This window comes from Bradyrhizobium sp. JR3.5 (assembly GCF_054057015.1).
The window spans coordinates 2934291-2960264 of sequence record NZ_JBSRYV010000001.1 but is presented as its reverse complement, the minus strand read 5'-3'; the positions used below and the strand labels follow the sequence as shown (position 1 = coordinate 2960264).

Sequence of the window (25974 nt, the reverse complement as noted above, 5' to 3'; positions counted from 1 at the left end):
CTCCCGGGACAGCAGCGATGGCCAAGAAAAAGCGCGGCGACGCCCATACCGGAGGTCACGGCTGGTTCGTGACCTTCGCCGACCTGATGGGCCTGATGATGAGCTTCTTCGTGATGCTCGTCGCGTTCTCCACCATGGACAACAACAAGCTGAAGATCGTCGCCGGCTCGATGCGCGACGCCTTCGGCGTGCAGACCAATGTGCGCTATTCGGGCATCGTCGAGTCCGACGGTCTGCCGACCCGGCCGAAGCTCAAGAATGTCGAGCACATCTCGCCGGAAGAGTCCTCGGCCAATCCGACGCCGGACGAAAAGGAGCGCAGCCAGATCAACGGCGCGCGGCTGAAGATCGACCGCGAATTCGCGCTGGCCTCCGCTTCGCTGCGCCAAGCGCTGCAGGACATGCCGGAGCTGACCGAGATTTCCAAGAACATCATGTTCGAGGAGACCAAGGAGGGGCTCAACCTCGAGATCGTCGACCAGGACGGCCGCTCGATGTTCGCCGACGGCTCCAGGGAGCCGTATGAGCGCACCCGCCGGCTGATCCAGAAGCTCGCCGCGCCGCTGAAGGCGACGCCGCTGCGGATCGCGATCGTGGGGCATACAGCCGCAGGCTTCGTGCCGGCGCGCAGCGATTACGACGCCTTCGACCTGTCCGCGGACCGCGCTAACGCGGTGCGGCAGATCCTGGAGCGGGAAGGGCTGCCGCCGTCCCACATCTTCGCGGTTTCCGGCAAGGCGGACGGCCAGCCGCTGTTTCCCGACGATCCGACGCTGCCGGCGAACCGTCGCGTGACCATCACGTTGATGCGGGAAAATCCGCCACTGCCGCCGGACCTGAAGCCGTAGCTCCGGGTTACTCTGCTACCGCCTTTGGCCGTGTTGCTCGGTTGACAGGCGAGGCGGAAGCGTCGATAGCCGCGCGGATCAAAATCAACCGATCGGGCGTTCCAACCTCGCCATGGCTGTCAGCGTCTCATCCACCGAAGTCCAGGAAGGCAAGCTCACCTCCGGCTTCTGGGCCCTGACACTGGGCAGCATCGGGGTGGTGTTCGGCGATATCGGAACTTCGCCGCTCTACGCATTCCGCGAGGCGGTTGGTGGCGCCGCGCACGGCCAGCCGGTGACCCGCATCATGGTGCTCGGCGTGCTCAGCCTGATCCTGTGGGCGCTGTTCACCGTCGTCACCGCCAAATACGTCCTGCTGCTGCTGCGCGCCGATAATAATGGCGAGGGCGGCACGCTCTCGCTGATGGCGCTCGGCCAGCGTGCGATCGGACGGCGCAGCTGGCCGCTGCTCGCGCTCGGCGTGGTCGGCGCCTCGATGTTCATCGGCGATTCCATGATCACGCCGGCGATCTCGGTGCTGTCGGCGGTCGAGGGCCTCAAGCTCGCCACGCCGCATCTCGAGCACTATGTGGTGCCGCTGACGATCCTGATCCTCGTGCTGCTGTTCTCGGTGCAGCGCACCGGAACCGCGCGCGTCGCCTCCGCCTTCGGGCCGGTGATGGTGGTGTGGTTCGCCTCGCTCGCGGTGATGGGGCTGCTCCACATCATGGACGATCCGTCGGTGCTGGCGGCGATCAATCCGTATTACGCAATCCAGTTCCTGCTGACCCACGGCACCGTCGGCCTGGTGACACTCGGCGCGGTGTTCCTCGCGGTGACCGGCGGCGAGGCGCTGTATGCCGATCTCGGGCATTTCGGCCGCAAGCCGATCCAGTCCGGCTGGCTGTTCTTCGTGCTGCCGTCGCTGCTGCTGAATTATTTCGGACAGGGCGCGCTGGTGCTGTCCGATCCCGCCGCGATCGAGAACTCGTTCTACCGCATGGTGCCCGACGTGCTGCTGCTGCCGCTGATCGGGCTTGCCACCGCTGCCACCGTGATCGCGAGCCAGGCCGTCATTACCGGCGCCTATTCGCTGATCAGCCAGGCGGTGCAGCTCGGGCTCTTGCCGCGCTTCGAGGTCCGCTACACCTCGGAGACCCATGCCGGGCAGATCTACCTGCCGCGGGTCAACCGGCTGCTGCTGATCGGCGTGCTGCTGCTGGTGCTGCTGTTCCGCACCTCGAGCGGGCTCGCCTCGGCCTACGGCATCGCCGTCTCCACCACCATGGTCGCCGACGGCATCATGGGCTTCATCGTGATCTGGAAGCTGTGGAACTGGCGCGTGGCGTCGGCCGCCGCATTGATCCTGCCGTTCGTGATCGTCGACATGACCTTCTTCAGCGCCAATCTCTTGAAGCTGTTCGAGGGCGCGTGGGTGCCGCTGCTGTTCGGCGTCGTGATGGCGACGATGATCTGGACCTGGCGTCGCGGCGCTGCGATCCTCATCGCCAAGACGCGCCGCATCGAGGTGCCGCTGCGCGACCTGATCCACAGCCTGGAGAAACGGCCGCCGCATATCGTCAAGGGCACCGCGGTGTTCCTGACCAGCGATCCCAGCTTCGTGCCGACCGCGCTCTTACACAATCTCAAGCACAACAAGGTGCTGCACGAGCACAATGTGATCCTGACCATCGAGACCGCACCGACACCGCGCGTCGACGTGTCGGAGCGCGTGACCATGGAGAAGGTCAGCGACAAGTTCACCGCGGTGCGGCTGCGCTTCGGCTACATGGAATCGCCGAACGTGCCGAAGGCGCTCGCGGTCGCGCGCAAGCTCGGCTGGCAGTTCGACATCATGTCGACCTCGTTCTTCGTGTCGCGCCGGTCACTGAAGCCGTCCGCCCAGTCCGGGATGCCGCAGTGGCAGGACCACCTGTTCATCGCGATGAGCCGGTCGGCCAACGATGCCACCGACTATTTCCAGATTCCGACCGGGCGGGTCGTTGAAGTGGGTACTCAGGTAACTATTTGATGCGGCAACGGATTCGACAGTTGAAAAGCCGTGATCTATGCGTGATATGCATGGCGGAGGCCTGAATCCGGGCTAACCTATGCATTCCTGCCGGGAGTATAGGCCTGCAACCCGGCATTGTGCAGTGCGGCAGAAGACAGAGGCGCAGCTTCCCATGTCATCCGAGAGTGCGATCACCGCGGCGGAAACGCCCGCGGTAAACGGCCATGGCGAGGCGCATTCAACCGCCACCTTCAAGGCGCTGATGCTCGGCAGCATCGGTGTCGTGTATGGCGACATCGGTACCAGCCCGCTGTATGCGCTGCGCGAAGCCGTCGTCGCGGCTGCCGGCGGCGAGGGCGCCGTGACGGCGCATGCGGTGCTCGGCGTGCTCTCGCTGATCCTGTGGGCGTTGATCGTCGTCGTGACGCTGAAATATGTCGTGATCCTGCTGCGTGCCGACAACAATGGCGAGGGCGGGACGCTGGCCCTGATGGCGCTGGCGCAGCGCGCAGTCACCAAGGGTGGAGCCGCGATCGTGCTGCTCGGCATCATCAGCGGCGCGCTGTTCTACGGCGATGCCGTCATCACCCCGGCGCTTTCGGTGCTGTCCGCGATCGAAGGCATCAAGCTCGTCACCGCCACCTTCGACCCCTACGTCGTCCCGCTCACGGTGGTGATCCTGGTCGTCCTGTTCTCGGTGCAGTCGCGCGGCACCGCGCGCGTCGCCGCGTTCTTCGGCCCGGTGATGTGCGTGTGGTTCGCCGTGATCGCGATCGCGGCGCTGCCGCAGATCGTGCGGCACCCCGAGGTGCTGTACGCATTCAACCCGATCCTTGCGGTGTCGTTCATGTTGCATCACGGCGTGATCGGCTTCATCACGCTCGGTGCGGTCTTCCTCGCCGTGACCGGCGCGGAGGCGCTCTATGCCGACCTCGGTCACTTCGGCAAACGCCCCATCCAGACCGCGTGGCTGTTCATCGTGCTGCCGTCGCTGGCGCTGAACTATCTCGGGCAGGGCGCGCTTCTGATCGGCGATCCCAAGGGCATCGAGAACCCGTTCTTCCTGATGTTCCCGGACTGGGCGCTGATCCCGATGGTTGCGCTTGCGACCATGGCGACGGTGATCGCGAGCCAGGCCGTCATCACCGGCGCCTACTCGCTGACCCGGGCAGGCGATCCAGCTCGGCCTGATGCCGCGGTTCGAAATCCGCCACACGTCGGAGGCGCATTCCGGCCAGATCTACATGCCGCGCATCAACCGGTTCCTGTTCATTGCGGTCATCGTGCTGGTGCTGATGTTCCGCTCGTCGAGTGCGCTGGCGTCGGCCTACGGCATCTCCGTGACCGGCACCATGGTGGTGACGGCGATGATGGGTTTTGTGGTGATCTGGAAGGTCTGGCGCTGGTCGCCGCTCGCCGCCGCGGCGCTGGTCGCGCCGTTCCTGTTCCTGGACATCACATTCCTGGCCGCCAATCTGCTCAAGGTGTTCGAGGGCGGCTGGGTGCCGCTTGCGCTTGGCGGAGCCATGATCGTGGTGATGTACACTTGGCGGCGCGGCAGCCGGCTGTTGTTCGAGAAATCGCGCAAGCTGGAATTCCCGCTCGCCGATCTCGTCGCGATGCTGGAGAAGCGGCCGCCGCAGCGCGTCTCTGGGACGGCTGTGTTCCTGACCAGCGATCCCGTCAGCGCGCCGACCGCGCTGATGCACAGCCTCAAGCACTACAAGGTGCTGCACGAGAAGAACGTCATCCTGACCATCGAGACCGCGCCGACGCCGCGCATCGATCCGTCCGAGCGGGTGCGGATGGAGCAGTTGACCGAGACTTTCTCCAAGGTGACGCTGAAGTTCGGTTTCATGGAGCAGCCGAACGTGCCGAAGACGCTGGCGATCGCCCGCAAGCTCGGCTGGCAGTTCGACATCATGTCGACCTCGTTCTTCCTGTCCCGCCGTGCGTTGAAGCCGGCGGCGCATTCGGGCATGCCGAGCTGGCAGGACCATCTGTTCATCGCGCTGAGCCGCTCCTCGAACGATGCCACCGACTATTTCCAGATTCCGACCGGGCGGGTGGTCGAGGTCGGCACGCAAGTCACGATCTAGGGTCCACGATCCAGCGTTTCCGCGCGGCATCTAACCCGTTTCGGGTGCTTGATTTTCTTCGCGCGAGAGGCGACTTTGCGGCCCGGACCGGCGAGCCGCGCGACGCTCGCCCAAGCTGATATCGGGAGGATATTTCCGTGGCGGACCACAAGGTGGAAGATTTGTTTCCGGACGAGGTGTCGAAGGGCATAGCGGAAGGCCGTTATCTCCTGGTCGACGTCCGCGAGCCCAATGAGGTCGCCGTCGAGGCCTATCCCGATGGCGTCGTGGTGCCGCTGTCGACGTTCGATCCATCAGCGATTCCCGATCCGCAGGGCAAGCAGGTGGTGTTCGCCTGCCGTTCCGGCAAGCGCTCGGTGACGGCCTCGCTGGCGGCCCAGGCCGCGGGCCTGCCTTACGACAAGCATTTGGCGGGCGGCATCATCGGCTGGAAGGCGGCAGGACTGCCCACCAAGACCGGGGGCTGATCCCTGACATGACCTCCATGAACAAGGTCTTCGCGGACCTTCCCGTCACCATCTTCGAGGCGATGTCGCAGGCGGCGCGCGACAACAACGCCATCAATCTCGGCCAAGGCTTTCCCGACGATCCCGGACCGGAGGACATCCGCCGCGCCGCCGCGGACGCGTCCATCAACGGCTACAACCAGTATCCGTCGATGATGGGCATTCCGGAACTCCGTCAGGCGATCGCATCGCATTACGGCCACTGGCACGGGCTCAAGCTCGATCCGATGACCGAGGTGATGGTCACCTCCGGCGGCACCGAGGCGCTGACCTCCTCGATCCTCGCCGTGGTCGAGCCGGGCGACGAGGTGGTGTGCTTCCAGCCTGTGTATGATTCCTATCTGCCGATCATCCGCCAGGCCGGCGGCATTCCGCGGCTGTTACGGCTCGAGCCGCCGGAGTGGCGGCTGAACGAGGAGATGCTGCGCAGCGTCTTCAACCACAAGACCAAGGTGGTGCTGTTCAACAACCCGCTCAACCCGGCCGCGGTGGTCTATCCGCGCGAGGACCTCGAACTGCTGGCGCGGTACTGCCAGGAGTTCGACGTGGTTGCGATCTGCGACGAGGTCTGGGAGCACGTCGTGTTCGACGGCCGCGAGCACATCCCGCTGATCACGATCCCGGGCATGCGCGACCGCACCATCAAGGTCGGTAGCGCCGGCAAGATCTTCTCGCTGACCGGATGGAAGATCGGCTTCGTCTGCGCCGCGCCGCCGCTGCTGCGCGTCGCTGCGAAGGTGCACCAGTTCCTCACCTTCACGACGGCGCCCAATCTGCAGGCGGCGGTCGCGTACGGCCTCAGCAAGCCGGACGATTATTTCTTCGACATGCGCAAGGACATGGCGCGGAGCCGCGACCGCCTCACCAAGGGGCTGGAGAGCATCGGCTTTCCGGTGCTGAAGTCGCAGGGGACCTACTTCCTCACCGTCGATCTGTCACCGCTTGGTCTGAATGAGACCGACGCGGAGTTCTGCTGGCGAATTGTGCAGGATTACAAAGTTGCGGCTATTCCCGTGTCGGCGTTTTACGAGCAGAATGCGGTGACGTCGGTGGTGCGTTTCTTGTTTCGCCAAGAAGGACTCGACGCTCGACACCGCGCTGGAGCGGCTGTCCGACGCAGTTCATCGTCGCAAGAGGTAGACCAGAATGCAGAAGCAGAGCCGTCGTCTCGTCAACCTTGTTGGTACGGTCGCCACGGTTCTGTTGTTTGCTGCCTCCGCACGTACGGAGGAGCGCACGGTCAATTTCTACAACTGGTCGAACTACATGGCGCCGGGTGTCCTCGAGGACTTCACCAAGGAAACCGGCATCAAGGTCGTCTACGACACGTTCGACGCCAACGAGACGCTGGAGACGCGGCTGCTTGCCGGCAAGTCGGGCTACGACGTCGTGGTCCCGACCGGCTATTTCCTGCAGCGCCAGATCACCGCGAAGGTATTCCTCAAGCTCGACAAATCGAAGCTGCCGAACCTCGCCAATGCGTGGCCGGTGGTGACCGGTCAGCTCGCGACCTACGATCCCGGCAACAATTACGGCGCCAACTACATGTGGGGCACCACCGGCATCGGCTACAACGTCAAGATGGCGGAGAAGATTCTCGGGCCTGATGCGAAGATCGACAGCTGGGACATGGTGTTCAAGCCGGAGAATCTCGCCAAGTTCAAGGATTGCGGAATTCACATGCTGGATTCCGCCGACGACATCCTGCCGGCGGCGCTAAGCTATCTCGGCCTGGACCCGAACTCGACCAAGCAGGCTGACCTCGAGAAGGCCGCCGATCTCGTCATCAAGATCCGGCCCTATGTGCGCAAATTCCATTCATCCGAATATCTCAGCGCGCTGGCCTCGGGTGAGATCTGCTTCGTGGTCGGATGGTCGGGTGACATCATGCAGGCGCGCAGCCGGGCGGCGGAGGCCAAGACCGGCGTCGAGATCGGTTACACGATCCCGAAGGAAGGCGCGCAGATGTTCTTCGACAATCTCGCGATTCCGGCGGACGCGAAGAACGTCGCCGAGGCCTACGAGCTGATCAACTACCTCTACCGTCCCGACGTCGCGGCCAAGGAATTCGAACTTCCTGTCCTACGCCAACGGCAATCTGGCGAGCCAGAAGCTGATCGATCCGAAGATATTCAACGACAAGAACATCTATCCTGACGAAGCGATGCAGAAGAAGCTGTTCGTGATCACCGCGCGCGATCCGGCGACGCAGCGGATCATCAACCGGCTGTGGACGCGGGTGAAGACCGGGCGCTAGGGCTGCGTGTGGGCACGGCGGACATTCGGCTATTGCCTGTGACGAGCTGAGATATTTCAGGCGTTCACAAGATAAATCGAGCAGTCACAACAGCTGATTGGACACCCGTGCAGGTGTGTCCGATAGCCCTCGGTACTCCTTGCGATTGCCGCAGAAGCCAAGATGCCCCGTCCGATTCATTTGGTTCGTGATGATCTCGAGTTTATTGCAGGGCGGGCGCTGGAAACACCCATACGATCTTGCGCCGCGTTGGACGCACTGACTGGGCGAACAATCCTCATCAAAGACGAGACCGTTCAACATGGCCGCTCGTTCAAGTTTCGAGGAGCAATCCTTGGGACGAGAAACGCCGAGCGAGGAGTTGTCGCCGCAGGATCGGGAAACTTTCCGATCGCGGTTGGCCTGGCCGCTCAGGAGCTGGACAAGCCCGCCTGTTTGGTCATGCCCGCGGACGTAGCGGCCTTTAAGAGGGAGCAGGCCCGAGAAACCGGAGCTGAGATAAAAATCGTCGAGCGGTCGGAGTTGGTCGATTGCGCTCGAATGGAGGCCCATCGACGCGGTTGGCGTAACCTGCACGCTTTCGAAAACGTCGAGATGATTGCTGGAAGCTTCACGGTGGGTTCGGAAATCGCAGCTGCCATTCAGGCAAGTAGCCCAGCCTCTGATGCCGTGATTGTTGCCTGTGGTGGCGGTGGGCTGGCCGCTGGCGTTGCCCTTGCTTTGCGCTCCTGGTCCATTCCGGCTGCAATCTATGTTGCAGAACCGGAGACCCACCAGCGCTACGCGCGTGCCCGTGAGGTTGGCGTTCGTTCCGATCCGGATTGATCCTCGTGGAGATACGGTATGCGATGCTTTGCGCTCCCGCCAGATCGGAGTGCGAGCCTTCGAAATTCTGCAACGGTCAAATGTTCAGGTGTGCGCCGTTAGCGATGAACTTGTGCAACACGCTGCCCGGTTACTCCTTGGGACCTGCGGCATCCGGGTCGAGCCCAGCGGCGCCTTGGCGATGGCGGCAGTCTTGGGAGGTGTCGTCGACAGCGAGCGGTCGCGAATATGGGTAATCGCATGCGGAGGGAACGTACCGTCGCTCGCTCGCGAACGTCTGTGATGCCAATGGCGTCGTCGGACAGTTACCGCCACCGCCGGTGCAGCCAGAGCCACTGATCCGGATATTCGCGGACCCAGCCCTCGACGATGTCGGTGATCGCCTGCATCGTGCCCTGGATGTCGATCTGGCCGGATGCGTCGAACACCGGCTTCACTTCCTCGGTGACTTCGCCGCGGAAACGGCCGTCGGGCAGGCGGATGATCCGGGTGCCGTGGATCGGGCAATCGATCTGTCGGCGCAAGCGTGCCAGCAGCGGATTCGCGGTGGTCTTGCGGCCGAAGAAGGTCACGGGAACGCCGTTGGTCAAATACTGGTCGACCAGCATCGCGACGTGCTGGCCACGCTGAAGCGCCTGCGCCAGCTTGAGCGGCGCGTCGCGGCCAGCCGGGACCAGCGTGCCCAGGTTGACTGCGCGGATGCGTTCGATGGCGCGGTCGGCGGCTTCGATGTTCGGCCGCCGGAACAGGATCGTAGCATCGAGCCCATGTGCCGCCGCGGCAATCGGAGAGAGCTCCCAGTTGCCGAGATGTGCGGCAAAGAACAAGGCCGGCTTGCCGTCGTCACGCAACTGGTCGAACAGTTGCTTGCTGCGCGCCGAGAATTCGACGCGACCCGGCTTGTCGGGATTCTGGGGATCGTGGTCCCAGATGCGGTCGATGTGCGCGAATTCGGCCCCGATGCGTCCGAGGTTATGCCAGACGCCTGTCAGGATATCTTCGATCTCCTGCGGTGACTTTTCCGGGAAAGCGGCCGTGAGGTTCTCGCGGCCGATGCGATCCTCGCGCAGCCGGCGGCCGATGAAATGCGCGGCGCGGCCGAAGAACCGTGCGGTCTTCTCCGGATCGAAATAGCGCGTGGTGCGCAGCAGGCCGATCGTCAGCCCGCCGATCGCCGCATCGGTCACAGGTTTTGCGGCATCACGCAGATGCGCGCGGGCGCGAAGGAGCAGGCGTTTCATCTGATAAGGCGAGGGCGCTAGGCCGGCTCGCGCGTCAGGATCAGCGAAGCGTTCTGCCCGCCGAACCCGAACGAGTTCGACATCACGGCGGTCACCTTGGCGTCGCGCGCCTTGTTGCCGACCACATCGAACGGGATCGCAGGATCGGGCACCTCGTAGTTGATCGTCGGCGGAATCCGCTGATGCTCGAGCGTGAGCAGCGAGAAGATCGCCTCGACCGCACCGGCGGCCGAGATGGTGTGGCCGACCATCGATTTGTTCGACGACACCGGAATGTTTTTGGTGTGTTCGCCGAACACCGCCGCGGTCGCAAGATATTCCATCTTGTCGTTTTCCGGCGTCGAGGTGCCGTGCGCGTTGATGTGATCGATTTGCTCGGGCTCCATGCCCGCGTCAGCAAGTGTCTTGCGCACGCAGCCGATCGCCGGCTTGCCGTCCGGGGAAGAGCGGGTGCGGTGGAAGGAGTCAGTGAGCTCGCCGCAGCCGGCGACGACGCCCAGGATGCGCGCGCCGCGCGCCATCGCAGCGTCGTAGCTCTCCAGCACCAATGCGCCGGCGCCTTCGGCCATCACGAAGCCGTCGCGGTTCTTCGAAAACGGCTTTGAGGCGCCCTGGGGCGGATCGTTCTGGGTGGAGAGCGCCGAGAGCAGCGAGAAGCGCACCATGGCTTCCGGATTGACCGAGCCGTCAGTCGCGACGCACAGCGTTGCATCGGTCTCGCCCCGGCGGATCGCCTCGACGCCGAGCTGGATCGCGGTCGCGCCGGACGCGCAAGCCGTCGAGAGCGAGATCGGCGACCCCTTGGTGCCAAAGGTCTCGGCGAGGTTGAGCGCGACCGAACCGAAAGTGAAGCGCCGGTGGAAGTGGGCGAACTTGCCGCCGCTGCAGGTCGCCAGATAGTCGATGATGCCAAAGTCCTTGGTCGGAACCTCGCGCGCGACCTCGAGCCGCTGCGGCCACTCGGTTTCGATCGGCGCGACCGCCAGAAACAGCGGGCCGGGGAAGTCGCCCTTGCTACCGATGCCGGACTGCTCCAGCGCTTCTTCGGTCGCGATCTCGGCCAGGCGCTGCGACAGGCTGGTCGAGGAGAACGGGTCCACGGTGACGAAATCGACGGCGCCGGCCATCGTCGTCTTCAGACTGTCGAGCGGGAAGCGCGTCACGGTTTTGATGCCGGACTCGCCCGCGCTGAGGCGCTTCCAATTGTCGGTCTTGCCGCCGCCGAGCGACGTCACAATTCCCATTTGCCGGTCACGACGACGATCGGTCGGCCGAATTTATCGCGTGGTGCTGTCATGGTATCCCCGTCGGTGCTTGCGCCGAATTACTTGACGGCCTCGACCAGTGCCATGCCTTCGCCCTGCCAGTGGCCGACCCCCAATACGACAATCTGGGTTGGCGCTTCGGTCTTTTCAACCTCCAGCCCGGTCGGGTCGTTGGCCGGATAGAGCGCGCCGCGCGAGATCGACAACGCGGCCAGCGCGAGCCCGAGCGGGAACTGCGCCTCCATGGTGTGCCCAAAGGTCGTTCCGGTGGCGCGCACGGCAAGGCCGGGATGCTGAGCGAGGAATTCGCGCTCGTCGGCGGTCGCAGGCTCGGCGCCGGTCGCGCCCGTGATCAGCATGGCGTTGCTGACCCCGAGCTGCGGCCACAGCGCCTGCAGCGACTTCGTCACGGCGCCAGGCTGCTTGCGCTTGGCAAGATCGGCGACCACCTTGGTCAGCTTGGCGTACGGCTTGGCGCCGCGCGCCTCGGCGTGCTCGCGCGACTCCATCACCAGGAAGGCGCCGGCGGAGCCGATGGCGAAGCCCGGGTTGTTCCGGCGGGCCCAGACCGACGCGTATTGATCCTTGAGGGCGAAGTCGCCGAACGAATAGAGCATCAAGAGGTCGCCGCGATCGCCGTTGTGGGCCGCGCCGACCAGCGCGATGTCGCTCTGTCCGGCCCCGATGCGCGCGACGGCGATCCGCGCGGCGTCGATGCTCGCGGCTTCCTCGCCCATGAAGGTGCGCGACGTCCCGCACACGCCGTGAACGATCGCGATGTTGCCGGCGAGCAGGTTCGAGAGCTGCGCCAGGAACAGCGTCGGGCGCAACTCGTTCATCAGCTTCTCGTTGAGGACGGCAGGCGGCAGCTTGCCCTGCGCATCGGCGTTCATGATCGCCAGGTCGACATTGAGATCACGCTCGCCGCCACCGGCCGCGATGATCATGTCCATCCGCGACAGGATTTCCTGATTGCCTTTGGACGCCGGCGGAATCAAGCGCCAGCCCGGCGGCGTAGGTGCCGATCCGCTGCCATGTCTCCATCTGACGCTGATCGCCCTTCTTCGGGATCTGGGCGTCGAAGCTGACGGGGGCGATCGGATGGATCACGTACGGCGCGAGGCGTTTCTCGTCGGCATTGACGCGCTTGGCGCCGAGCGCCTCCCAATGCGCATCCAGCCCCTCGCCGAGCGAGGAGAGCAGGCCGACGCCGGTGATCCAGACTTCCTTCTCAGCCATTACTCATTGCCTGCAGCGGAAACCCGATCTTGTTGGCGAGCGCATCCATGTGCACACGCAAGTCCGGGCTGGGGAAGGGGATATGGCGGAAGGTCAGCTCGGCGTTGCACTTGAGCTCCTTGCCGACGCGGACTTTCGCCGAGGTCACGGTGAAGCCTGAACCTTCGTGTTCAATCTTGGCTTCGATCGTCAGTACCGAGCCGGGGCTGACGAAGCCACGCATCTTGGCTTCCTTGACCATGGCGAGGAAGGGCATGCGCTCGAACTTGGTCAGACCGAGGATCAGCCAGCCCGAGCTCTGGGCCATTGCTTCGGTGAGCAACACGCCGGGCATGATCGGGTAGCCCGGGAAGTGCCCCGCGAACACAGAGTGGCTGTCCGGCGGGACATCCGCCTCGACGACAATGGTCTTTGCGTCGAGGTTGAGGTCGACGATCCGATCGATCAGCTGAAAAGTTTCAAGCTGCATGATGGCGATTACGAGGCCGAGCCCGTGCCTGCGTTCTTGGCCGCAACCAACTCGTCGATGCGGTCGGCGAGATTCTGCAACACGAAGTACTGCTCCGTCGTGGCCTTGCCGTCGTTGACCTCCTGGGTCCACTTCTCAAGCGGCATCTTGATCCCGAAGGCCTTGTCGATGGCAAAGGCGATGTCGAGGAAGTCGAGGCTGTCGATCCCCAGATCGTCGATCGCGTGGCTCTCCGGCTTGATCGTATCGCGCGGGATGTCGCAGGTCTCCGCGATAATGTTGGCGATCTGCTCGAATGTGGAGGACATCATTAAGCCTTTGATATATTGAAGGTAATTCCGGGTCGGCTCGGAGGAGGCGGGCGCGGTGCCCCGGATTGCCTGATTGCTGCTGCCGGAGTCGTGTGCCCGTATATCGGAGCAGGGCCGTTAGTTCAATGGAGCTTGGCCGGCCGGGCGAGGACGGTTTTTGGGTACGGTTCCGGCCTGCCTAGCTACGTGGCATCACCGTAATCTTCGCGCAATCCCGGCGTCCCATCAGCACGCAATCCTGGGTCTTGCGCAAATCGGCGATGCTCATGGCGAGCCAGATACCGATCGCAGTGAGCGCTACGGTGAAGGCGAAGGCGGCGATGTTGGCAAGCATGCGCTGGCGGAAATCGTCCGGCTCCTCGCGCGGCCTCTCATAACGGGAGAGGTCGTTGGCGACGGAAACAGGAGCGACGGAAGCCGGGCGGGTCGATCGGACCGCCTCCTCGCGCTTGCCGGGCGGCTGCGCCGAGGTACGCGGCCGGAATTTGAGCACCACGTGCTCGTCATCCGAGGAAATTGGCCGCTGCGTCTTCACTGTTGTCAGTCCGGTCGCGTCGTCGCTTATGTTTAGCATGTTCGCTGCGCTTCACACCTAAAATCTTGATGCGCGCAGAGGTGGTATTTATCCTTCGATGGTCTCGTGGAACCGACTGTAGTCAATGCGCAGACGGCCGTCGTCGGTCGTCTGCAGGATCTCGGCATAGCGATGGCCGAAGCGTACGTCAGAATTTTCGTACGACTTTCGCGCATGCACAGTTTGCGCTGCAACGTCGTCATAGCCCGACACGAAGAGGCCGAGCCCGGCATTGACGGCTTTCAACTCCGCAGCGTCGAGGCCGTGGAGCGGGCTGTCCTGGTCGATCACATGAAACAGGGTCCAGCTCAGCGCCAGCGCCGGGCTCTCGCTGCGCAGGAGCGGCAGTTCGTAGAACCGGCGGTATGGCATGCCTTCCTTGCTGACGCCGTTCTTGAACAGCCACAGCCGCGCGGTGGCATTGGCGATGATGTTGTGCCGCTCGTTGGCCAGGCGGATCATCAACGTGAGCTGGCCCTCATGGTCCGAGATCACGGGATTGTCGGCGAACAGCAGGCGTGCGCTCGGCCGCGAGAAGCGGGCGAAGATCAGCCCGGTCATCAGCGACATCGAGAAGATCCCGGTGAAGAGTTCGATGGTGGCGATGAAGTGCCCGTAGTGCGTCTGCGGGTGCATGTCGCCATAGCCCGCGGTCGAAAGTGTCTCGATGCTGAAATAGAGGTAGTCGATGTATTGGCCGTCAGGCACGTTGGCGATCGGATGATCGCCGAGCCAATACAACAAGGCGAAGACGGCATTGAAGGTGATGAACACCAATGCTGCACCGCCAATAAACGCGGGCCAGGATGCGGTCATGCAGCGATGGCTGATGTCTGCCCAGAAGCTCAGCTCCAACCCCTCGGTCACGACCTCGCGGTTGCCGAAACGGATCATGCGCGCCTTCACGCGATCGCTTGTTCTCAAAGCCATTCCGCCGAACCGGCTCTTTCGTCTGCCTGTGCCATCATGTCATAATGGAACCCATTCCGGAGTGCAGGTCAAACGGGAGCACAAATCATGGCCCATACGCGCGAGCCCTACGTCAAACCGGTCCCGATCATGTCGCTGCGACCGACCCAGATGACGGTCGGCATGCAGGAGGTGAAGGAGAAGCGGAAGCGCTGGCGCGAGCACAGTTCGGACAAGAAGCGCGCCGAACTCCTGGGCAAGCACATGATCCCGGTGGTCCATGGTCCGGACGATCGCTACTACGTGGTCGACCACCATCACATGGCGCGGGCGCTGCACGAGGAGGGCGTCAAGGACATCCTGGTCACTGTGATCGGCGATCTCACGATGGTCGAACGTGACGTGTTCTGGGGCGTGATGGACAACAAGCGCTGGGTCTATCCCTATAATGCAAAGGGCGAGCGCTGCCACTTCAGGGACATTCCGAAATCGATCAAGGATCTCAAGGACGATCCGTTCCGCAGCCTCGCCGGCGAGATGCGCCGGGCCGGCGGCTTTGCCAAGGACACGACGCCATTCAGCGAATTCCTGTGGGCCGACTTCCTGCGCCGCCACATCCCGCGCAAGACCGTGGAGAACAATTTCGCCAAGGCGCTGGAGAAGGGGTTGGCGCTGGGCCGGGGCAAGGAGGCGGTCTATTTGCCCGGATGGTGTGGGCCGGCATCTGACGACTGACCGGGCGCGACCTCCGGTCCGTGTTGGTCCTCCCTGCCGCCGAGCGCGTGGTGCAGCCACCGCTCGGTCCGCTTGCCTAAGGTCAGCAGCAGGAATGCCAGCACGAGCGCGGTGATGACGATCGGCCAGTGTCCGGCGCCGCAGACGATCCCGACGCAGGCGGCGAAGAACGCGCATGCGGCGCTGGTCAGGCCGTGGACGTGATAGCGGTCGCCCCGTCGGACGATCACGCCGGCGCCAAGAAAAACCGATGCCGGTCAGCACACCCTGGATTACGCGGCTGACCGCATCGGTGAATTTTCCGGGATCGACCGCCTGCAAGGCCAGCAGCACGACCGTGGCCGTCGAGAGGCTGACGAGACCCAGTGTCTTCAGCCCGATCGGCTTGCCGCGCAGGTCGCGGTCGAGCCCGATCGCGCTGCCGGCAAGAGTGGCTGCGCCGAGACGCAGGATGATCTCGCTCCAGTCTACCAAGGCGCCCTCTATTTCGGCTGCCGGCCGAGCATGTAGAACTCGGCGTTCGGCCGCATGCCGGTGACGTTCGCTAGCCGGTTCGAAAGCGCGAAGAAGGCTGCGACCGCGGCGATGTCCCAGACGTCGTCGTCGCTGAAGCCGTGGGCGGCGAGCGCGGCGAAGTCCGCCTCCGAGACTTCCTCGGCCGCGCGGCTGACCTTCATCGCGAAATCGAGCATCGCGCGCTGTCGCGGCGTGATGTCGGCCTTGCGGTAGTTGATCGCGATCTGGTCGGCGATCTCAGGGTTCTTGGCGCGGATGCGCAGGATCGCGCCATGGGCGATCACGCAATACTGGCACTGGTTGGCGGCGCTGGTCGCCACCACGATCATCTCGCGTTCGGCCTTGGAGAGGCCGGAGTCCTTTTCCATCAGCGCGTCGTGATAGGCAAAGAACGCGCGAAACTCGTCGGGGCGGTAGGCCAGAGTGAGGAAGACGTTCGGCACGAAGCCGGACTTCTCCTGCACCGCCAGGATGCGGGTGCGGACATCCTCGGGGAGCTTGTCGAGAGCAGGCGTCGGGAAGCGTTTTGCGGTCGGCTGCGTCATGAGATGGTTCCGGCGTGCCGCGGGGACGCGGCGTCACGCGAAACCATAGTGGATGACGGCTTGGGCGCAAGGCGCATCGGCGTCCTGCCATAATGACGTCAGCGCAGTGGCTTCTTCAGGAGCGAGAAGCGGTCCGGATCGAGGCCCAGTGACGGCTGCAGCATCGGCGCCTCGGCAGGCGCCACGGTGCGCGGCGGTGCGGGAGCGTTGAAGTTGGCGTCGCTCTGCGTGTCGCGATGCGAGGTGGCGCCGCGCCAGCGCTCCAGCACGGCGCTGACGAAATGCATGTCATGGCCGGCGGTGACCGACGGCACCGTTGCGATGGTGGCTTCGCCGCGCGGCAACTGGTGCGGCGGCACCTCCTTGAAGCGCAGCCGGGTCGGCAGTGCCACGCCTTCGCCGAACGCCAGCACTTCGCGAGTGCCGAGCGAAGGCACGAACGACAGCAAATTGGCGGCGGCATCCGACACCGCGGAGCGCAGCAGCGCCTGGTCGCGGTCGTTGGCAAGCCGCATCGTGAACAGCGTGTTGCACTGGGAGATGATGGTCGCGTCGAGCTCGGCCGGACGCTGGGTGATCAGGCCGAGATAGACGCCGTATTTGCGGCCTTCCTTGGCGATGCGCGACACCGCCTTGCGGGTCGGCCCGAAGCCGATGTTGCGGTCCGCGGACGCGTAGCGGTGCGCTTCCTCGCAGACGAACAGCATCGGCGAGACGCCGTCGCTCCACAGCCCGAAATCGAACGCCATCCGACACAGCACCGACACCACGGAATCGACGACTTCGGCCGGGAAGCCCGCGAGCTGCATGATGGTCATCGGCTTGCCGTTGGCGGGCAGGCGGAACAGATGGCTGATCACCTCGGCCATGGTGTCGCCGCCGACATTGGCGTTGTCGAACATGAAGGCGTAGCGCGGATCGTTGCGCACCGCGTCGATACGCGAGATCAGCTTGTGATAGATGATGCGCGAGGAGCGGTTCTCGAGCTTGCCCATGCGCTCGTCGATCAGCGAGATCAGGTCGACGAGGCGATAGGGCACCGGCGTATCCACGGTGTAGCCGACCTGCTTGGGGTCGACCCGCTTGAGCCCGAGACCGACCCGGTCGGAGTTCTGGTACTGGGTGTAGATGCCCTTCGCCATCGGTATCACTTCGGCGAGGATGTCGAGCTCTTCGGGCACGCCAGGCCGGCCGCCGAACAGCACGTCGACGATCTCTTCGAAATTGAACAGCCAGAACGGCAGCTTCAGGTTTCGCGGGTTGAGCACCTGCGCGCGCTCGCCGAAGCAGCGGCCGTATTCGTTGTGCACGTCGAGCAGGAAGATGCGCAGGTTCGGCCGCGACTTCAGGATCTCGTTGAGCAGCAGCGACACGCCGGTGGATTTGCCGACGCCGGTCGAGCCGAGCACCGCGAAGTGCTTGGAGAGCATCTCCTCGACGTCGACATAAGCGATGACCGAACGGTCCTGCTGCAGCGTGCCGACATTGATCTGGTCCGAGCCGCTCGGCGCATAGACCGTGCGCAGCTCCTGGTTGGTGATCAGATCGGTGCTGTCGCCGATGGTCGGATAGTGGGTGACGCCGCGCTGGAACTTCGGGCGATCGCCGCCGAGGATTTCGCCGAGCAGGTCGACCGAGGCGGTCGCCATGTATTCGTCGGACGCCGGCAGGTTCTCGCACGACACTTCGGTGATCATGGCAACGATGACCGAACTCGCGCAGCGGATGCTGACGAACCGGCCGACGGTCGCGCGCATTTCCGAAAACTGCATCTGGCCGCCCGTCAGCAGCCCAACCCGGGCCTGCGAGCCGCGCACAGAGATCACACGTCCGAAGGATGTCACAGTTCCAGCCTGGCTCGTTCGCAAAATCTAAATGTCCGGACCAATATGCGCGCCCGGGTTTGGAAAAACCGTTAAATCGCCGAGGGTGCGCATCGGCAAAATCTACACCTTCCCGGTGACGATTTGTTTCTATCGTGCAGCGAGATTGCGCTCGGTCGCGCCTATCGGCGGCGAAATCGTCGCTTTCCGGCACAGCCGGGTTTGTTTCGCGGTTTTTCCGTTAAGGCGGGATTCACCATCTTCGAGGAGTGCATCGGCAGCTCCGTAGGTTTACGGAGGTTTCGGCGCGATGGGTTACGCCCTGTCTCCAGGTATCGTGTAACCGATTGCTAACTGCGAGTTGTAACGACCTTTCCATCAGTGCTGCGTAACGATGCCGCGCCCGGGAGAGATCAGCGTGCGCATCGAACACCGCAATTCATCGTCAGGAAATGCCGACGCCGGCTCGACCAAGGGGCTGGCGTTCTGCGCCGGCCTGCTCGTCGGCAGCCTGTTCGGAAGCGTGACCGCGCAGTGGAGCGAGCGCGAAGGCCTGTTGATGGCGGCCTTCGCGATCATGGCCGTGATCGTCTTCCTGTTGCTGAAGCGGCATGAAATCTCCGACGCGCGGCTCGCCACCGAACGTCGCAATCTCATGACCGCCGTGGACAACATTCCGCAGGGGCTCGTGCTTTACGATGCATCGGCGCGCATCATCATCTGCAACCGTCCGTACATCGAGATGTTCGGGCTCTCGCCCGATGTGGCGAAGCCCGGCTGCACCATGCAGCGGCTGATCGCGCACCGGCAGGAGACCGGCTCGTTCGATGGCGACGTCGACGAATTCTGCGATGCCATTATCCGCAATGTGAAGCTCGGCCGCGGGACGCGTCAGCTGACCGAGGCGCCGGGCGGGCGCGCGATCGAGATCGTCAACAAGCCGCTGCCGGAGGGCGGATGGGTGGCGACCATCGAGGACATCACCGCGCGGACGCGCACCGAGAACAAGATCGCGCATATGGCGCACTATGACGCGCTCACCGATCTGCCCAACCGCCTGCTGTTCCGTCAGCGCCTCGAGCAGGCGCTGAACGTGATCGGACCCGACGAACAGATCGCGGTCATGTATATCGACATCGATGAGTTCAAGAGTGTCAACGACGCGCTCGGCCATCAGATCGGCGACGAGCTGCTGAGGGCCATCGCCGAACGCCTGCGCTCCTGCGTCGGGGAGGCCGATGTCGCGGCGCGGCTCGGCGGCGACGAGTTTGCCGTGATCCAGACTGCGGTCCGCGATCAGACCGAGACCATGCAGCTGCTGGCCGCGATCTATCAGACCATCCGCCAGCCGGTCGATTGCAGCGGGCACCTGATCACGACCGACGCCAGCATCGGCATCGCAGTCGCGCCCGCCGACGGCCTCGACCTCGATCAATTGCTGCGCAACGCGGACCTCGCGCTCTATGGCGCGAAGAGCGATGGCCGCCGCACCTACCGGTTCTTCGAAGCCGGCATGGACGCGCGTGCCAAGGCGCGGCGCAGCCTCGAACTGGAATTGCGCCAGGCCATCGCCGACGGCAGCTTCGAGCTGCACTATCAGCCGCTGCTTCATCTCGAGGACAGTCGCGTCAGCTGCTGCGAGGCGCTGGTGCGCTGGCGGCATCCCGAGCGCGGCACCATCTCGCCGGCGGATTTCATCCCGGTCGCCGAGGATACCGGCCTGATCAACGATCTGGGGCACTGGGTGCTCAACACCGCGTGCCGGGAAGCCGTGAACTGGCCGGATCACATCAACGTCGCGGTCAATGTGTCTCCGATCCAGTTCAAGAGCCAGACGCTGGCGCTGAACGTCGCGGCCGCGCTCGCGGCGTCGGGGCTCGCGCCCTCGCGGCTCGAGCTCGAGATTACCGAAGCCGTGCTGATCCGTGACGACGAGGCCGCGCTCGATATCCTGCATCAGCTGCGCGAGCTCGGCGTCCGGATCGCGCTCGACGATTTCGGCACCGGCTATTCGTCGCTGAGCTATCTGCAGCGCTTCCCGTTCGACAAGATCAAGATCGATCGCGCTTTCATCAAGAACCTTGCGGGGACCGGCGCGTCGTCCACCATCGTCCGGGCCGTCGTGAACATTGCTGCCGCAAGCGACATGACGACGACCGCGGAGGGCGTCGAGACCGAGCAGCAGCGCAATCTGCTGCGCACCCTCGGCTGCACCGAGATGCAGGGCTTTCTGTTCAGCCGGCCGGTGCCGGATGTCGAAATCCGCAAACTGCTGTCGTTGCATCGCGAGAGGGCCGTCTCGGTCGCATGACCGCCGGCCCCGGCCGCTTTCAATATGTGATTTCAGCCACGGAATGCCGCGCGAGCGCCGACCATCTTGTCGATACGCAACAAGAGGGCTCCGCCATGTACATTCTCGTGAACGCGCTTCTCGTTCTAGCAATCGCATTCTTCTTCTTCCTGCCGATGACCGATCGCCGTACCGCGCGCATGAAGCTCAGCATGGTGTGCGCGCTCGCGGTCGCGTTGACGGTGTCGGCGACCCTATCCCGGCCGCACGGTCCGGCACCGGTGATGGTGTCCAAGGGCTAGGCACGGATGCTGCCCTCAACGGCTGCCACAATTTCTGGGATCAACATTTTGTTGACGGGACCTAATCCTTTGTACACTAGTACAAATCGACGCCCGCCGCTTGCCGCCCGAGCTGAAGAGGTCGGTCCGGCGTGGTCACGGAGGGAGCCCGCCCCATGCAGCCGGAACCGATCTTCGATCTCGCTCATCTCGGGCACATGGAGCTGCTGACGCCGAAGCCCGACGAGAGCCTGAAGTTCTTCGTCGATGTCATGGGCATGACGGTCAGCGGCCGGAAGGGCGAGTCGGTCTATCTGCGCGGCTGGGACGATTACGAGCGCTACTCGCTGAAGCTGACCGCGTCGAAGACCTCCGGCATGGAGCACATGGCGCTGCGGGCCCGCAGCCCGCAGGCGCTCGAGCGCCGCGTCGCCGCGCTGAAGGGCTCGGGCTTCGACATCGGCTGGATCGATGGCGACATGGGGCAGGGACCGGCATTCCGCTGCCGCGATCCCGACGGCCACGTCATCGAGCTCTATTACGAGACCGAATGGTACGAAGCGCCGACCGAGCTGAAGCCCGCGTTGAAGAACCAGGCGCAGCGCTTTCCGGCGCGCGGCGTCAACGTCCGCCGGCTCGACCATCTCAACTGCCTCGCGGTCGACATCAAGGCCAACCGCCTGTTCTTCGAGACCTACCTGGGGTGCCGCACCACCGAGCAGATCGTGCTCAACGACGGCACGGAAGCGGCGATGTGGATGACGATGTCGAACAAGAGCTACGACTTCGCCTATACCCGCGATCATTACGGCAAGATGGGCCGCTTCCATCACGTCACCTACGCGCTCGACAGCCGCGAGGAGATCTTGCGGGCCGCGGATATTTTTCTCGAGAACGGCGTGCATATCGAAACCGGACCGCACAAGCATGCGATCCAGCAGACGTTCTTTCTTTACGTCTACGAGCCCGGCGGCAATCGCGTCGAGGTCGCCAATGCAGGAGCCCGCCTGATCCTCGCGCCGGACTGGAAGCCGATCGTGTGGACCGAGGAGGAGCGCAAGAAGGGCCAGGCCTGGGGGTTGAAGACGATCGAGTCGTTCCACACCCATGGCACCCCGCCGGTGAAAGAATAGAGCGCGCGTTCACTGCGCCGTCGTGCAATCCACGCGTTCGGTATCATGCATCTCATTGCGGAATGCTGCACTGCGCGCAGCAGCATTGCCTCGTCTCGGGCGTTTGGTGTTAGGCTGCACCTCGTAACGTCAGAGGAAAACGTCGATGAGCGAACACACGACGGACAAGCGCGTGCGAGAGGCGTCTCGCAGGCGATTTCTTCAGGCGGGTGCGGCACTGGCCGGAGGCTCCGCGATGGCGGGAGTTGCCGGTTCTCCTGCGCTTGCCGAACAGGGGAAGAATCTTCCGCCCAACGTGCCGGAATGGATGAAAGCGCCCGGCGATCCGATGGGAAGCCAGCCCTATGGCACGCCATCGGAGCACGAGAAGGGCGTCGTCAAGAACATCTCGAAGACGCTGCCGCAATACATCTCCGCGTCGGGCCGCACGCCGTTGCAGGAGCTCGACGGCATCATCACGCCGAACGGGCTGTTCTACGAACGCCACCACGGCGGCGTGCCGACCATCGATCCGGCCGAGCACCGGCTGATGTTGCACGGCATGGTCGATCGCCCTCTGGTGTTCACGATGGAGGACATCCGCCGCTTTCCGTCGCAGTCGCGCATCCACTTCCTCGAGTGCTCCGGCAATCCGGTCTACACCAAGCCCTACGGCAAGACGGCCTCCGACCTCGTCGGCCTGCTGAGCTGCGCGGAATGGACCGGCGTGCCGTTGAAGACCGTGCTGGACGAAGCAGGCCTGCAGGCGGGCGCCAAATGGATCGTCGCCGAAGGCGCCGATGCCGCCGCGTTGACGCGCTCGATCCCGATCGAGAAATGCCTCGACGACGCCATGCTGGTCTACAGCCAGAACGGCGAGCGGCTGCGTCCGCAGCAGGGCTATCCGCTGCGCCTGTTGCTGCCGGGCTTCGAGGGCAACATGAACGTGAAATGGCTGCGCCGGCTCAAGGTGGTCGCCGAGCCGGCCTATTCGCGCGAGGAGACCTCGAAATACACCGACCCGATGCCGGACGGCACGTCGCGCGAATTCACCTTCTACATGGAGGCCAAGTCGATCATCACGCGGCCGTCCGGCGGTCAGAAGCTGACCACTCACGGCTTTCACGAGATCACCGGGATAGCCTGGAGCGGCCACGGCAAGATCAAGAGCGTCGAGATCTCGCTCGACGAAGGCAAGAGCTGGCAACAGGCCGAGCTGCAGGAGCCGGTGCTGACGCGCGCGCTGACGCGCTTCCGTTTGCCCTGGCACTGGGACGGCACCCCCGCAGTGATCCAGAGCCGCGCCATCGACGAGACCGGCTACGTGCAGCCGACGCTGGCGGAATTGGTGGCGGTACGCGGTCTCAACTCGTTCTACCATAACAACGCGATCTGGCCCTGGCGCATCGATGCGAATGGCGAGGTGACCAATGGCCAGGCGTAATCTGAAGACCGCCGCGCTGGTGAGCGCGATCGCGATGCACGGCGTCGCCGTTCATGCCGAGGAGCGCTACGGCATCGGCCGCGAGGCGACGCCGGCGGAGATCGCCGGCTGGAACATCGACATCGGCCGTGACGGCACGGCGTTGCCGCCGGGTAGCGGCAGCGTCGAGCGCGGCCGCATCGTGTTCAGCGAGCAATGCGCGGCGTGCCATGGCGACAGCGGGCAGGGCGGCGTCGGTGATCGCCTGGTTGGCGGACAGGGCACGCTGGCGAGCCCAAAGCCGATCCGCACCGTCGGCAGCTACTGGCCCTATGCCTCGACCTTGTTCGACTATATCCGCCGCGCGATGCCGCAGAACGCGCCACAGTCGCTGAGCAATGAGGACGTCTACGCGGTGTCCGCCTACATCCTCAGCCTCAACGGCATCGTTCCCGCCAATGCGGTGCTCGATGCGAAGTCGCTCGCCGCCGTCAAGATGCCGAACCGCGACGGGTTCGTCTCCGACCCGCGGCCTGACGTCCATAATCGGTGAAGTGCGGGCCGTGCCGCAGTCGCGCGCCGCGGTCGTCGTGCCGCGCCGACGGCTGCCTCGCGGCATTGTGACCTGGTGGTCCCTGCATCGGGGGTTTGGCCGTCACCACATTAATTCTGGGCACAGGGACGGCGCTGCCGCCCTTGCGTACTTTCTTTGTTAAATTTCAATTGATGCATCGGAGAGGTCCTATGGCCGGACTCAAGGCCGTTGCAGCCGCTGTGCTGCTCGTGGGAATGACGTTCACGCCAGTCTCGGCCCAGATCTCGGAGCCGGCGCTTTTCGACGCGCAGAATCCGGGGCGGAGCGCGATCAACGGCGGCGCCCTGACGCCGTGGGGTGAGGCCCAGCAGGCGGCGCAACGTGGCGGCAACCCGGCGAATGCCTATGGGGCCATGCCGGCGGCGCCGTCCTCGTCTTGCGCACGCTACCATTCGTTCGATCCTGCGTCCGGCACCTTCCTTGGCCGCGACGGTCGCCGCCATCCCTGCCAATAGGGCCCTGCACCACGCTTGGCTGTCGTTCTTGGCGGTGGATAAGCGCGTCGGCCGTCGCGCCGCGCCCGAACGCCCGGACGTCGGGCGCGTTATAGTCCGCAGATCGTGTCGGGCCCCGCCGGGCCCGAGCGGCGGAGGGCAGCTGGCGTGACAGACACCCTGGCCGGTTTCTGGGACCGAAAGTCAACCGCGGATCTGCTGCGGGAAGCGGCGCGTGCCGATGGCGACGCGGAGACGCCGGTCTTCAAGCGCTCGCTCTCGGCGTTGCAACTGGTGACGCTCGGTATCGGCGGCATCATCGGCGCCGGCATCTTCGTGCTGACGGGCCATGCGGCGGCCGCGAATGCCGGACCTGCCGTCACGCTTTCCTTCATGCTTGGTGCCGTCGCTTGCGCCTTCGCCGGCCTGTGCTACGCCGAGATGGCGTCGACCGTGCCGATCTGCGGCAGCGCGTATACTTACGCTTATGCCACGCTCGGCGAACTGATCGCGTGGATCATCGGCTGGGACCTGATCCTCGAATATGCGGTCGGCGCGATCGCGGTCTCGATTGGATGGTCCGGCTATTTCGTCAGCTTGATGCGCGATTTCGGCATCAACCTGCCGCAGCAATTCACCTCGGCGCCGCTCGCCTACGACGCCAACACCGGTGTGTGGTCGTCGACCGGTGCGGTCATCAACATCCCGGCGATGGCGATCATTGCTTTCGTCACCGCGCTGCTCGTGGTCGGCATCCGCGAGTCCGCGCGCTTCACCAGCTTCGTCGTCGTGGTGAAGCTCGTCGTCATCGCATTGTTTCTCGCGACTGCAGCCTCCTCGGTATCGCTGGGGAACTGGGTGACGGCGGGCAATCCGGAGGGCACGCTGATCCCGCCGAACGCCGGTCCCGGCGTATTCGGCTGGTCCGGCGTGGTCCGCGGCGCGGCGGTGGTGTTCTTCGCCTATATCGGCTTCGACGCGATCTCGACCGCGGCGCAGGAGGCGAAGACGCCGGAGCGCGACATGCCGATCGGCATTCTCGGCTCGCTCGTCATCTGCGCCGCGCTCTATGTCGCGGTCGGCTTCGTGCTGACCGGCATCGTACCGTACGACAAGCTCAGCGTGCCCGATCCGATCGCCGTCGGCATCGATGCAGTTGGCATCGGCTGGCTCGGGCCCTTCATCAAGCTCGGCATCCTGTTCGGGCTGACATCGGTGATCCTGATCATGCTGCTGGCGCAGCCGCGGATCTTCCGCGCCATGGCGCATGACGGGCTGCTGCCGGGCATCGCTGCAAGGATCCATCCGCGTTTCCAGACGCCCTATATCTCGACCATCTTTGCCGGCAGCGTCGCTGCAATTCTCGGCGGGCTGTTGCCGATCGGGCTGGTCGGAGAGCTCGTCTCGATCGGCACGCTGTTCGCATTCACCGTGGTCTCGATCGGAACCCTGGTGCTGCGTCTGCGCGATCCGGACTTGCCGCGCCCGTTCAAGGCGCAGGCGATCTGGCTGGTGGCGCCGGCTGCCGCGGGAACCTCGCTGTTCCTGATGTTCGGCCTGCCGCTCGACACCTGGATCAGGCTCGCGGTGTGGCTCCTGATCGGGCTTGTGATCTATGCGGCCTACGGCAGACGCCACAGCCGGCTGCGGGCGAGGGGCGGGGTGTAGTAAATCAAGCGCGGCG

Annotated in this window: 19 protein-coding genes and 7 pseudogenes; 16 read left to right on the top strand and 10 right to left on the bottom strand. The window is 64.3% G+C overall.

Annotation, left to right across the window (positions count from 1 at the left end; translation table 11 throughout):
* The first annotated feature begins 17 nt into the window (after positions 1-17).
* From ACVWW1_RS14910 to ACVWW1_RS14875, 8 genes and pseudogenes are all read left to right on the top strand, one after another.
* A complete protein-coding gene (locus tag ACVWW1_RS14910; protein WP_097672457.1) occupies positions 18-848 on the top strand; it encodes an OmpA/MotB family protein in 831 nt (276 codons plus the stop codon).
* 112 nt (positions 849-960) lie between these two features.
* The gene (locus ACVWW1_RS14905; protein WP_456656326.1) at positions 961-2859 is read left to right on the top strand and encodes a potassium transporter Kup; all 1899 of its coding nucleotides are present in this window, start codon (positions 961-963) and stop codon (positions 2857-2859) included.
* 154 nt (positions 2860-3013) lie between these two features.
* A pseudogene (locus tag ACVWW1_RS14900) lies at positions 3014-4940 on the top strand (potassium transporter Kup).
* 137 nt (positions 4941-5077) lie between these two features.
* Entirely contained in the window at positions 5078-5407 is a 330-nt protein-coding gene (locus ACVWW1_RS14895; RefSeq protein WP_176531973.1) for a rhodanese-like domain-containing protein, read from the top strand.
* A gap of 8 nt (positions 5408-5415) precedes the next feature.
* Positions 5416-6586 (top strand): annotated as a pseudogene (locus tag ACVWW1_RS14890) (aminotransferase).
* 6 nt (positions 6587-6592) lie between these two features.
* Positions 6593-7703 (top strand): annotated as a pseudogene (locus ACVWW1_RS14885) (polyamine ABC transporter substrate-binding protein).
* Positions 7704-7865: 162 nt separating this feature from the next.
* Positions 7866-8528, top strand: coding sequence for a pyridoxal-phosphate dependent enzyme (locus ACVWW1_RS14880; RefSeq protein ID WP_456656325.1), 663 nt, complete (start codon positions 7866-7868; stop codon positions 8526-8528).
* Positions 8455-8811, top strand: coding sequence for a pyridoxal-phosphate dependent enzyme (locus ACVWW1_RS14875; protein WP_456656324.1), 357 nt, complete (start codon positions 8455-8457; stop codon positions 8809-8811). Before ACVWW1_RS14880 ends, ACVWW1_RS14875 begins: the two co-directional genes overlap by 74 nt.
* 22 nt (positions 8812-8833) lie before the next feature.
* Here the strand turns inward: ACVWW1_RS14875 and ACVWW1_RS14870 are convergent, their stop codons facing one another.
* The 7 genes and pseudogenes from ACVWW1_RS14870 to ACVWW1_RS14840 all read right to left on the bottom strand — a co-directional run bounded on the left by ACVWW1_RS14870 (position 8834) and on the right by ACVWW1_RS14840 (position 14557).
* On the bottom strand, positions 8834-9769 hold the full coding sequence (locus tag ACVWW1_RS14870) for a lipid A biosynthesis lauroyl acyltransferase (protein WP_207837224.1): 936 nt from the start codon (positions 9767-9769) through the stop codon (positions 8834-8836).
* Between the two features lie 17 nt (positions 9770-9786).
* Positions 9787-11066, bottom strand: a pseudogene (locus ACVWW1_RS14865) (beta-ketoacyl-ACP synthase).
* A gap of 27 nt (positions 11067-11093) precedes the next feature.
* A pseudogene (locus ACVWW1_RS14860) lies at positions 11094-12273 on the bottom strand (beta-ketoacyl-ACP synthase).
* Positions 12266-12742 carry a 3-hydroxyacyl-ACP dehydratase FabZ family protein gene (locus tag ACVWW1_RS14855; RefSeq protein WP_173642217.1) on the bottom strand — a complete coding sequence of 159 codons (477 nt, stop codon included), beginning with the start codon at positions 12740-12742 and terminating at the stop codon, positions 12266-12268. Before ACVWW1_RS14855 ends, ACVWW1_RS14860 begins: the two are co-directional and overlap by 8 nt.
* An 8-nt stretch (positions 12743-12750) precedes the next feature.
* The gene (locus ACVWW1_RS14850) at positions 12751-13050 is read right to left on the bottom strand and encodes an acyl carrier protein (protein ID WP_021081038.1); all 300 of its coding nucleotides are present in this window, start codon (positions 13048-13050) and stop codon (positions 12751-12753) included.
* 181 nt (positions 13051-13231) lie between these two features.
* Positions 13232-13588, bottom strand: a complete 357-nt coding sequence (locus ACVWW1_RS14845) for a hypothetical protein (RefSeq protein WP_176535086.1) — start codon at positions 13586-13588, stop codon at positions 13232-13234.
* An 87-nt stretch (positions 13589-13675) separates the two neighbouring features.
* Positions 13676-14557 carry an ion channel gene (locus ACVWW1_RS14840; protein ID WP_456656323.1) on the bottom strand — a complete coding sequence of 294 codons (882 nt, stop codon included), beginning with the start codon at positions 14555-14557 and terminating at the stop codon, positions 13676-13678.
* A gap of 87 nt (positions 14558-14644) precedes the next feature.
* Here ACVWW1_RS14840 and ACVWW1_RS14835 point away from each other — a divergent pair, with 87 nt between their 5' ends.
* A complete protein-coding gene (locus ACVWW1_RS14835; RefSeq protein WP_176531965.1) occupies positions 14645-15271 on the top strand; it encodes a ParB-like protein in 627 nt (208 codons plus the stop codon).
* Here the strand turns inward: ACVWW1_RS14835 and ACVWW1_RS14830 are convergent.
* The 3 genes and pseudogenes from ACVWW1_RS14830 to ACVWW1_RS14820 form a co-directional block, all read right to left on the bottom strand.
* Positions 15232-15745 (bottom strand): annotated as a pseudogene (locus ACVWW1_RS14830) (MgtC/SapB family protein). The gene ACVWW1_RS14835 and the pseudogene ACVWW1_RS14830 overlap by 40 nt on opposite strands.
* A gap of 8 nt (positions 15746-15753) precedes the next feature.
* A complete protein-coding gene (locus tag ACVWW1_RS14825) occupies positions 15754-16332 on the bottom strand; it encodes a peroxidase-related enzyme (protein ID WP_456656322.1) in 579 nt (192 codons plus the stop codon).
* 98 nt (positions 16333-16430) lie between these two features.
* Positions 16431-18176, bottom strand: coding sequence for an ATP-binding protein (locus ACVWW1_RS14820; protein WP_176531962.1), 1746 nt, complete (start codon positions 18174-18176; stop codon positions 16431-16433).
* Positions 18177-18690: 514 nt separating this feature from the next.
* On the opposite strand from ACVWW1_RS14820, the pseudogene ACVWW1_RS14815 reads away from it, so the two are divergent.
* The 7 genes and pseudogenes from ACVWW1_RS14815 to ACVWW1_RS14785 form a co-directional block, all read left to right on the top strand.
* Positions 18691-20466: pseudogene (locus ACVWW1_RS14815) on the top strand (putative bifunctional diguanylate cyclase/phosphodiesterase); the annotation flags it as partial.
* The gene (locus tag ACVWW1_RS14810; protein WP_456656321.1) at positions 20463-20747 is read left to right on the top strand and encodes a hypothetical protein; all 285 of its coding nucleotides are present in this window, start codon (positions 20463-20465) and stop codon (positions 20745-20747) included. The pseudogene ACVWW1_RS14815 and the gene ACVWW1_RS14810, both read left to right, overlap by 4 nt.
* A 155-nt stretch (positions 20748-20902) precedes the next feature.
* On the top strand, positions 20903-21859 hold the full coding sequence (locus ACVWW1_RS14805) for a catechol 2,3-dioxygenase (RefSeq protein WP_456656320.1): 957 nt from the start codon (positions 20903-20905) through the stop codon (positions 21857-21859).
* A 145-nt stretch (positions 21860-22004) separates the two neighbouring features.
* The gene (gene soxC / locus ACVWW1_RS14800) at positions 22005-23282 is read left to right on the top strand and encodes a sulfite dehydrogenase (protein WP_456656319.1); all 1278 of its coding nucleotides are present in this window, start codon (positions 22005-22007) and stop codon (positions 23280-23282) included.
* A 34-nt stretch (positions 23283-23316) separates the two neighbouring features.
* Entirely contained in the window at positions 23317-23814 is a 498-nt protein-coding gene (locus tag ACVWW1_RS14795) for a c-type cytochrome (protein WP_224944127.1), read from the top strand.
* 191 nt (positions 23815-24005) lie between these two features.
* The gene (locus ACVWW1_RS14790; protein WP_224924382.1) at positions 24006-24311 is read left to right on the top strand and encodes a BA14K family protein; all 306 of its coding nucleotides are present in this window, start codon (positions 24006-24008) and stop codon (positions 24309-24311) included.
* 147 nt (positions 24312-24458) lie between these two features.
* Positions 24459-25958 carry an amino acid permease gene (locus ACVWW1_RS14785; protein WP_456656318.1) on the top strand — a complete coding sequence of 500 codons (1500 nt, stop codon included), beginning with the start codon at positions 24459-24461 and terminating at the stop codon, positions 25956-25958.
* Positions 25959-25974 lie beyond the last annotated feature (16 nt).

Excerpts from the sequence above, each read along its gene's own strand:
- ACVWW1_RS14910 (WP_097672457.1), top strand. The coding sequence starts at position 18 with ATGGCCAAGAAAAAGCGCGGCGACGCCCATACCGGAGGTCACGGCTGG.
- ACVWW1_RS14905 (WP_456656326.1), top strand. The coding sequence starts at position 961 with ATGGCTGTCAGCGTCTCATCCACCGAAGTCCAGGAAGGCAAGCTCACC.
- ACVWW1_RS14880 (WP_456656325.1), top strand. The coding sequence starts at position 7,866 with ATGCCCCGTCCGATTCATTTGGTTCGTGATGATCTCGAGTTTATTGCA.
- ACVWW1_RS14875 (WP_456656324.1), top strand. The coding sequence starts at position 8,455 with ATGTTGCAGAACCGGAGACCCACCAGCGCTACGCGCGTGCCCGTGAGG.
- ACVWW1_RS14870 (WP_207837224.1), bottom strand. The coding sequence starts at position 9,769 with ATGAAACGCCTGCTCCTTCGCGCCCGCGCGCATCTGCGTGATGCCGCA.
- ACVWW1_RS14855 (WP_173642217.1), bottom strand. The coding sequence starts at position 12,742 with ATGCAGCTTGAAACTTTTCAGCTGATCGATCGGATCGTCGACCTCAAC.
- ACVWW1_RS14850 (WP_021081038.1), bottom strand. The coding sequence starts at position 13,050 with ATGTCCTCCACATTCGAGCAGATCGCCAACATTATCGCGGAGACCTGC.
- ACVWW1_RS14840 (WP_456656323.1), bottom strand. The coding sequence starts at position 14,557 with ATGGCTTTGAGAACAAGCGATCGCGTGAAGGCGCGCATGATCCGTTTC.
- ACVWW1_RS14835 (WP_176531965.1), top strand. The coding sequence starts at position 14,645 with ATGGCCCATACGCGCGAGCCCTACGTCAAACCGGTCCCGATCATGTCG.
- ACVWW1_RS14825 (WP_456656322.1), bottom strand. The coding sequence starts at position 16,332 with ATGACGCAGCCGACCGCAAAACGCTTCCCGACGCCTGCTCTCGACAAG.
- ACVWW1_RS14810 (WP_456656321.1), top strand. The coding sequence starts at position 20,463 with ATGACCGCCGGCCCCGGCCGCTTTCAATATGTGATTTCAGCCACGGAA.
- ACVWW1_RS14805 (WP_456656320.1), top strand. The coding sequence starts at position 20,903 with ATGCAGCCGGAACCGATCTTCGATCTCGCTCATCTCGGGCACATGGAG.
- soxC (WP_456656319.1), top strand. The coding sequence starts at position 22,005 with ATGAGCGAACACACGACGGACAAGCGCGTGCGAGAGGCGTCTCGCAGG.
- ACVWW1_RS14795 (WP_224944127.1), top strand. The coding sequence starts at position 23,317 with ATGCACGGCGTCGCCGTTCATGCCGAGGAGCGCTACGGCATCGGCCGC.
- ACVWW1_RS14790 (WP_224924382.1), top strand. The coding sequence starts at position 24,006 with ATGGCCGGACTCAAGGCCGTTGCAGCCGCTGTGCTGCTCGTGGGAATG.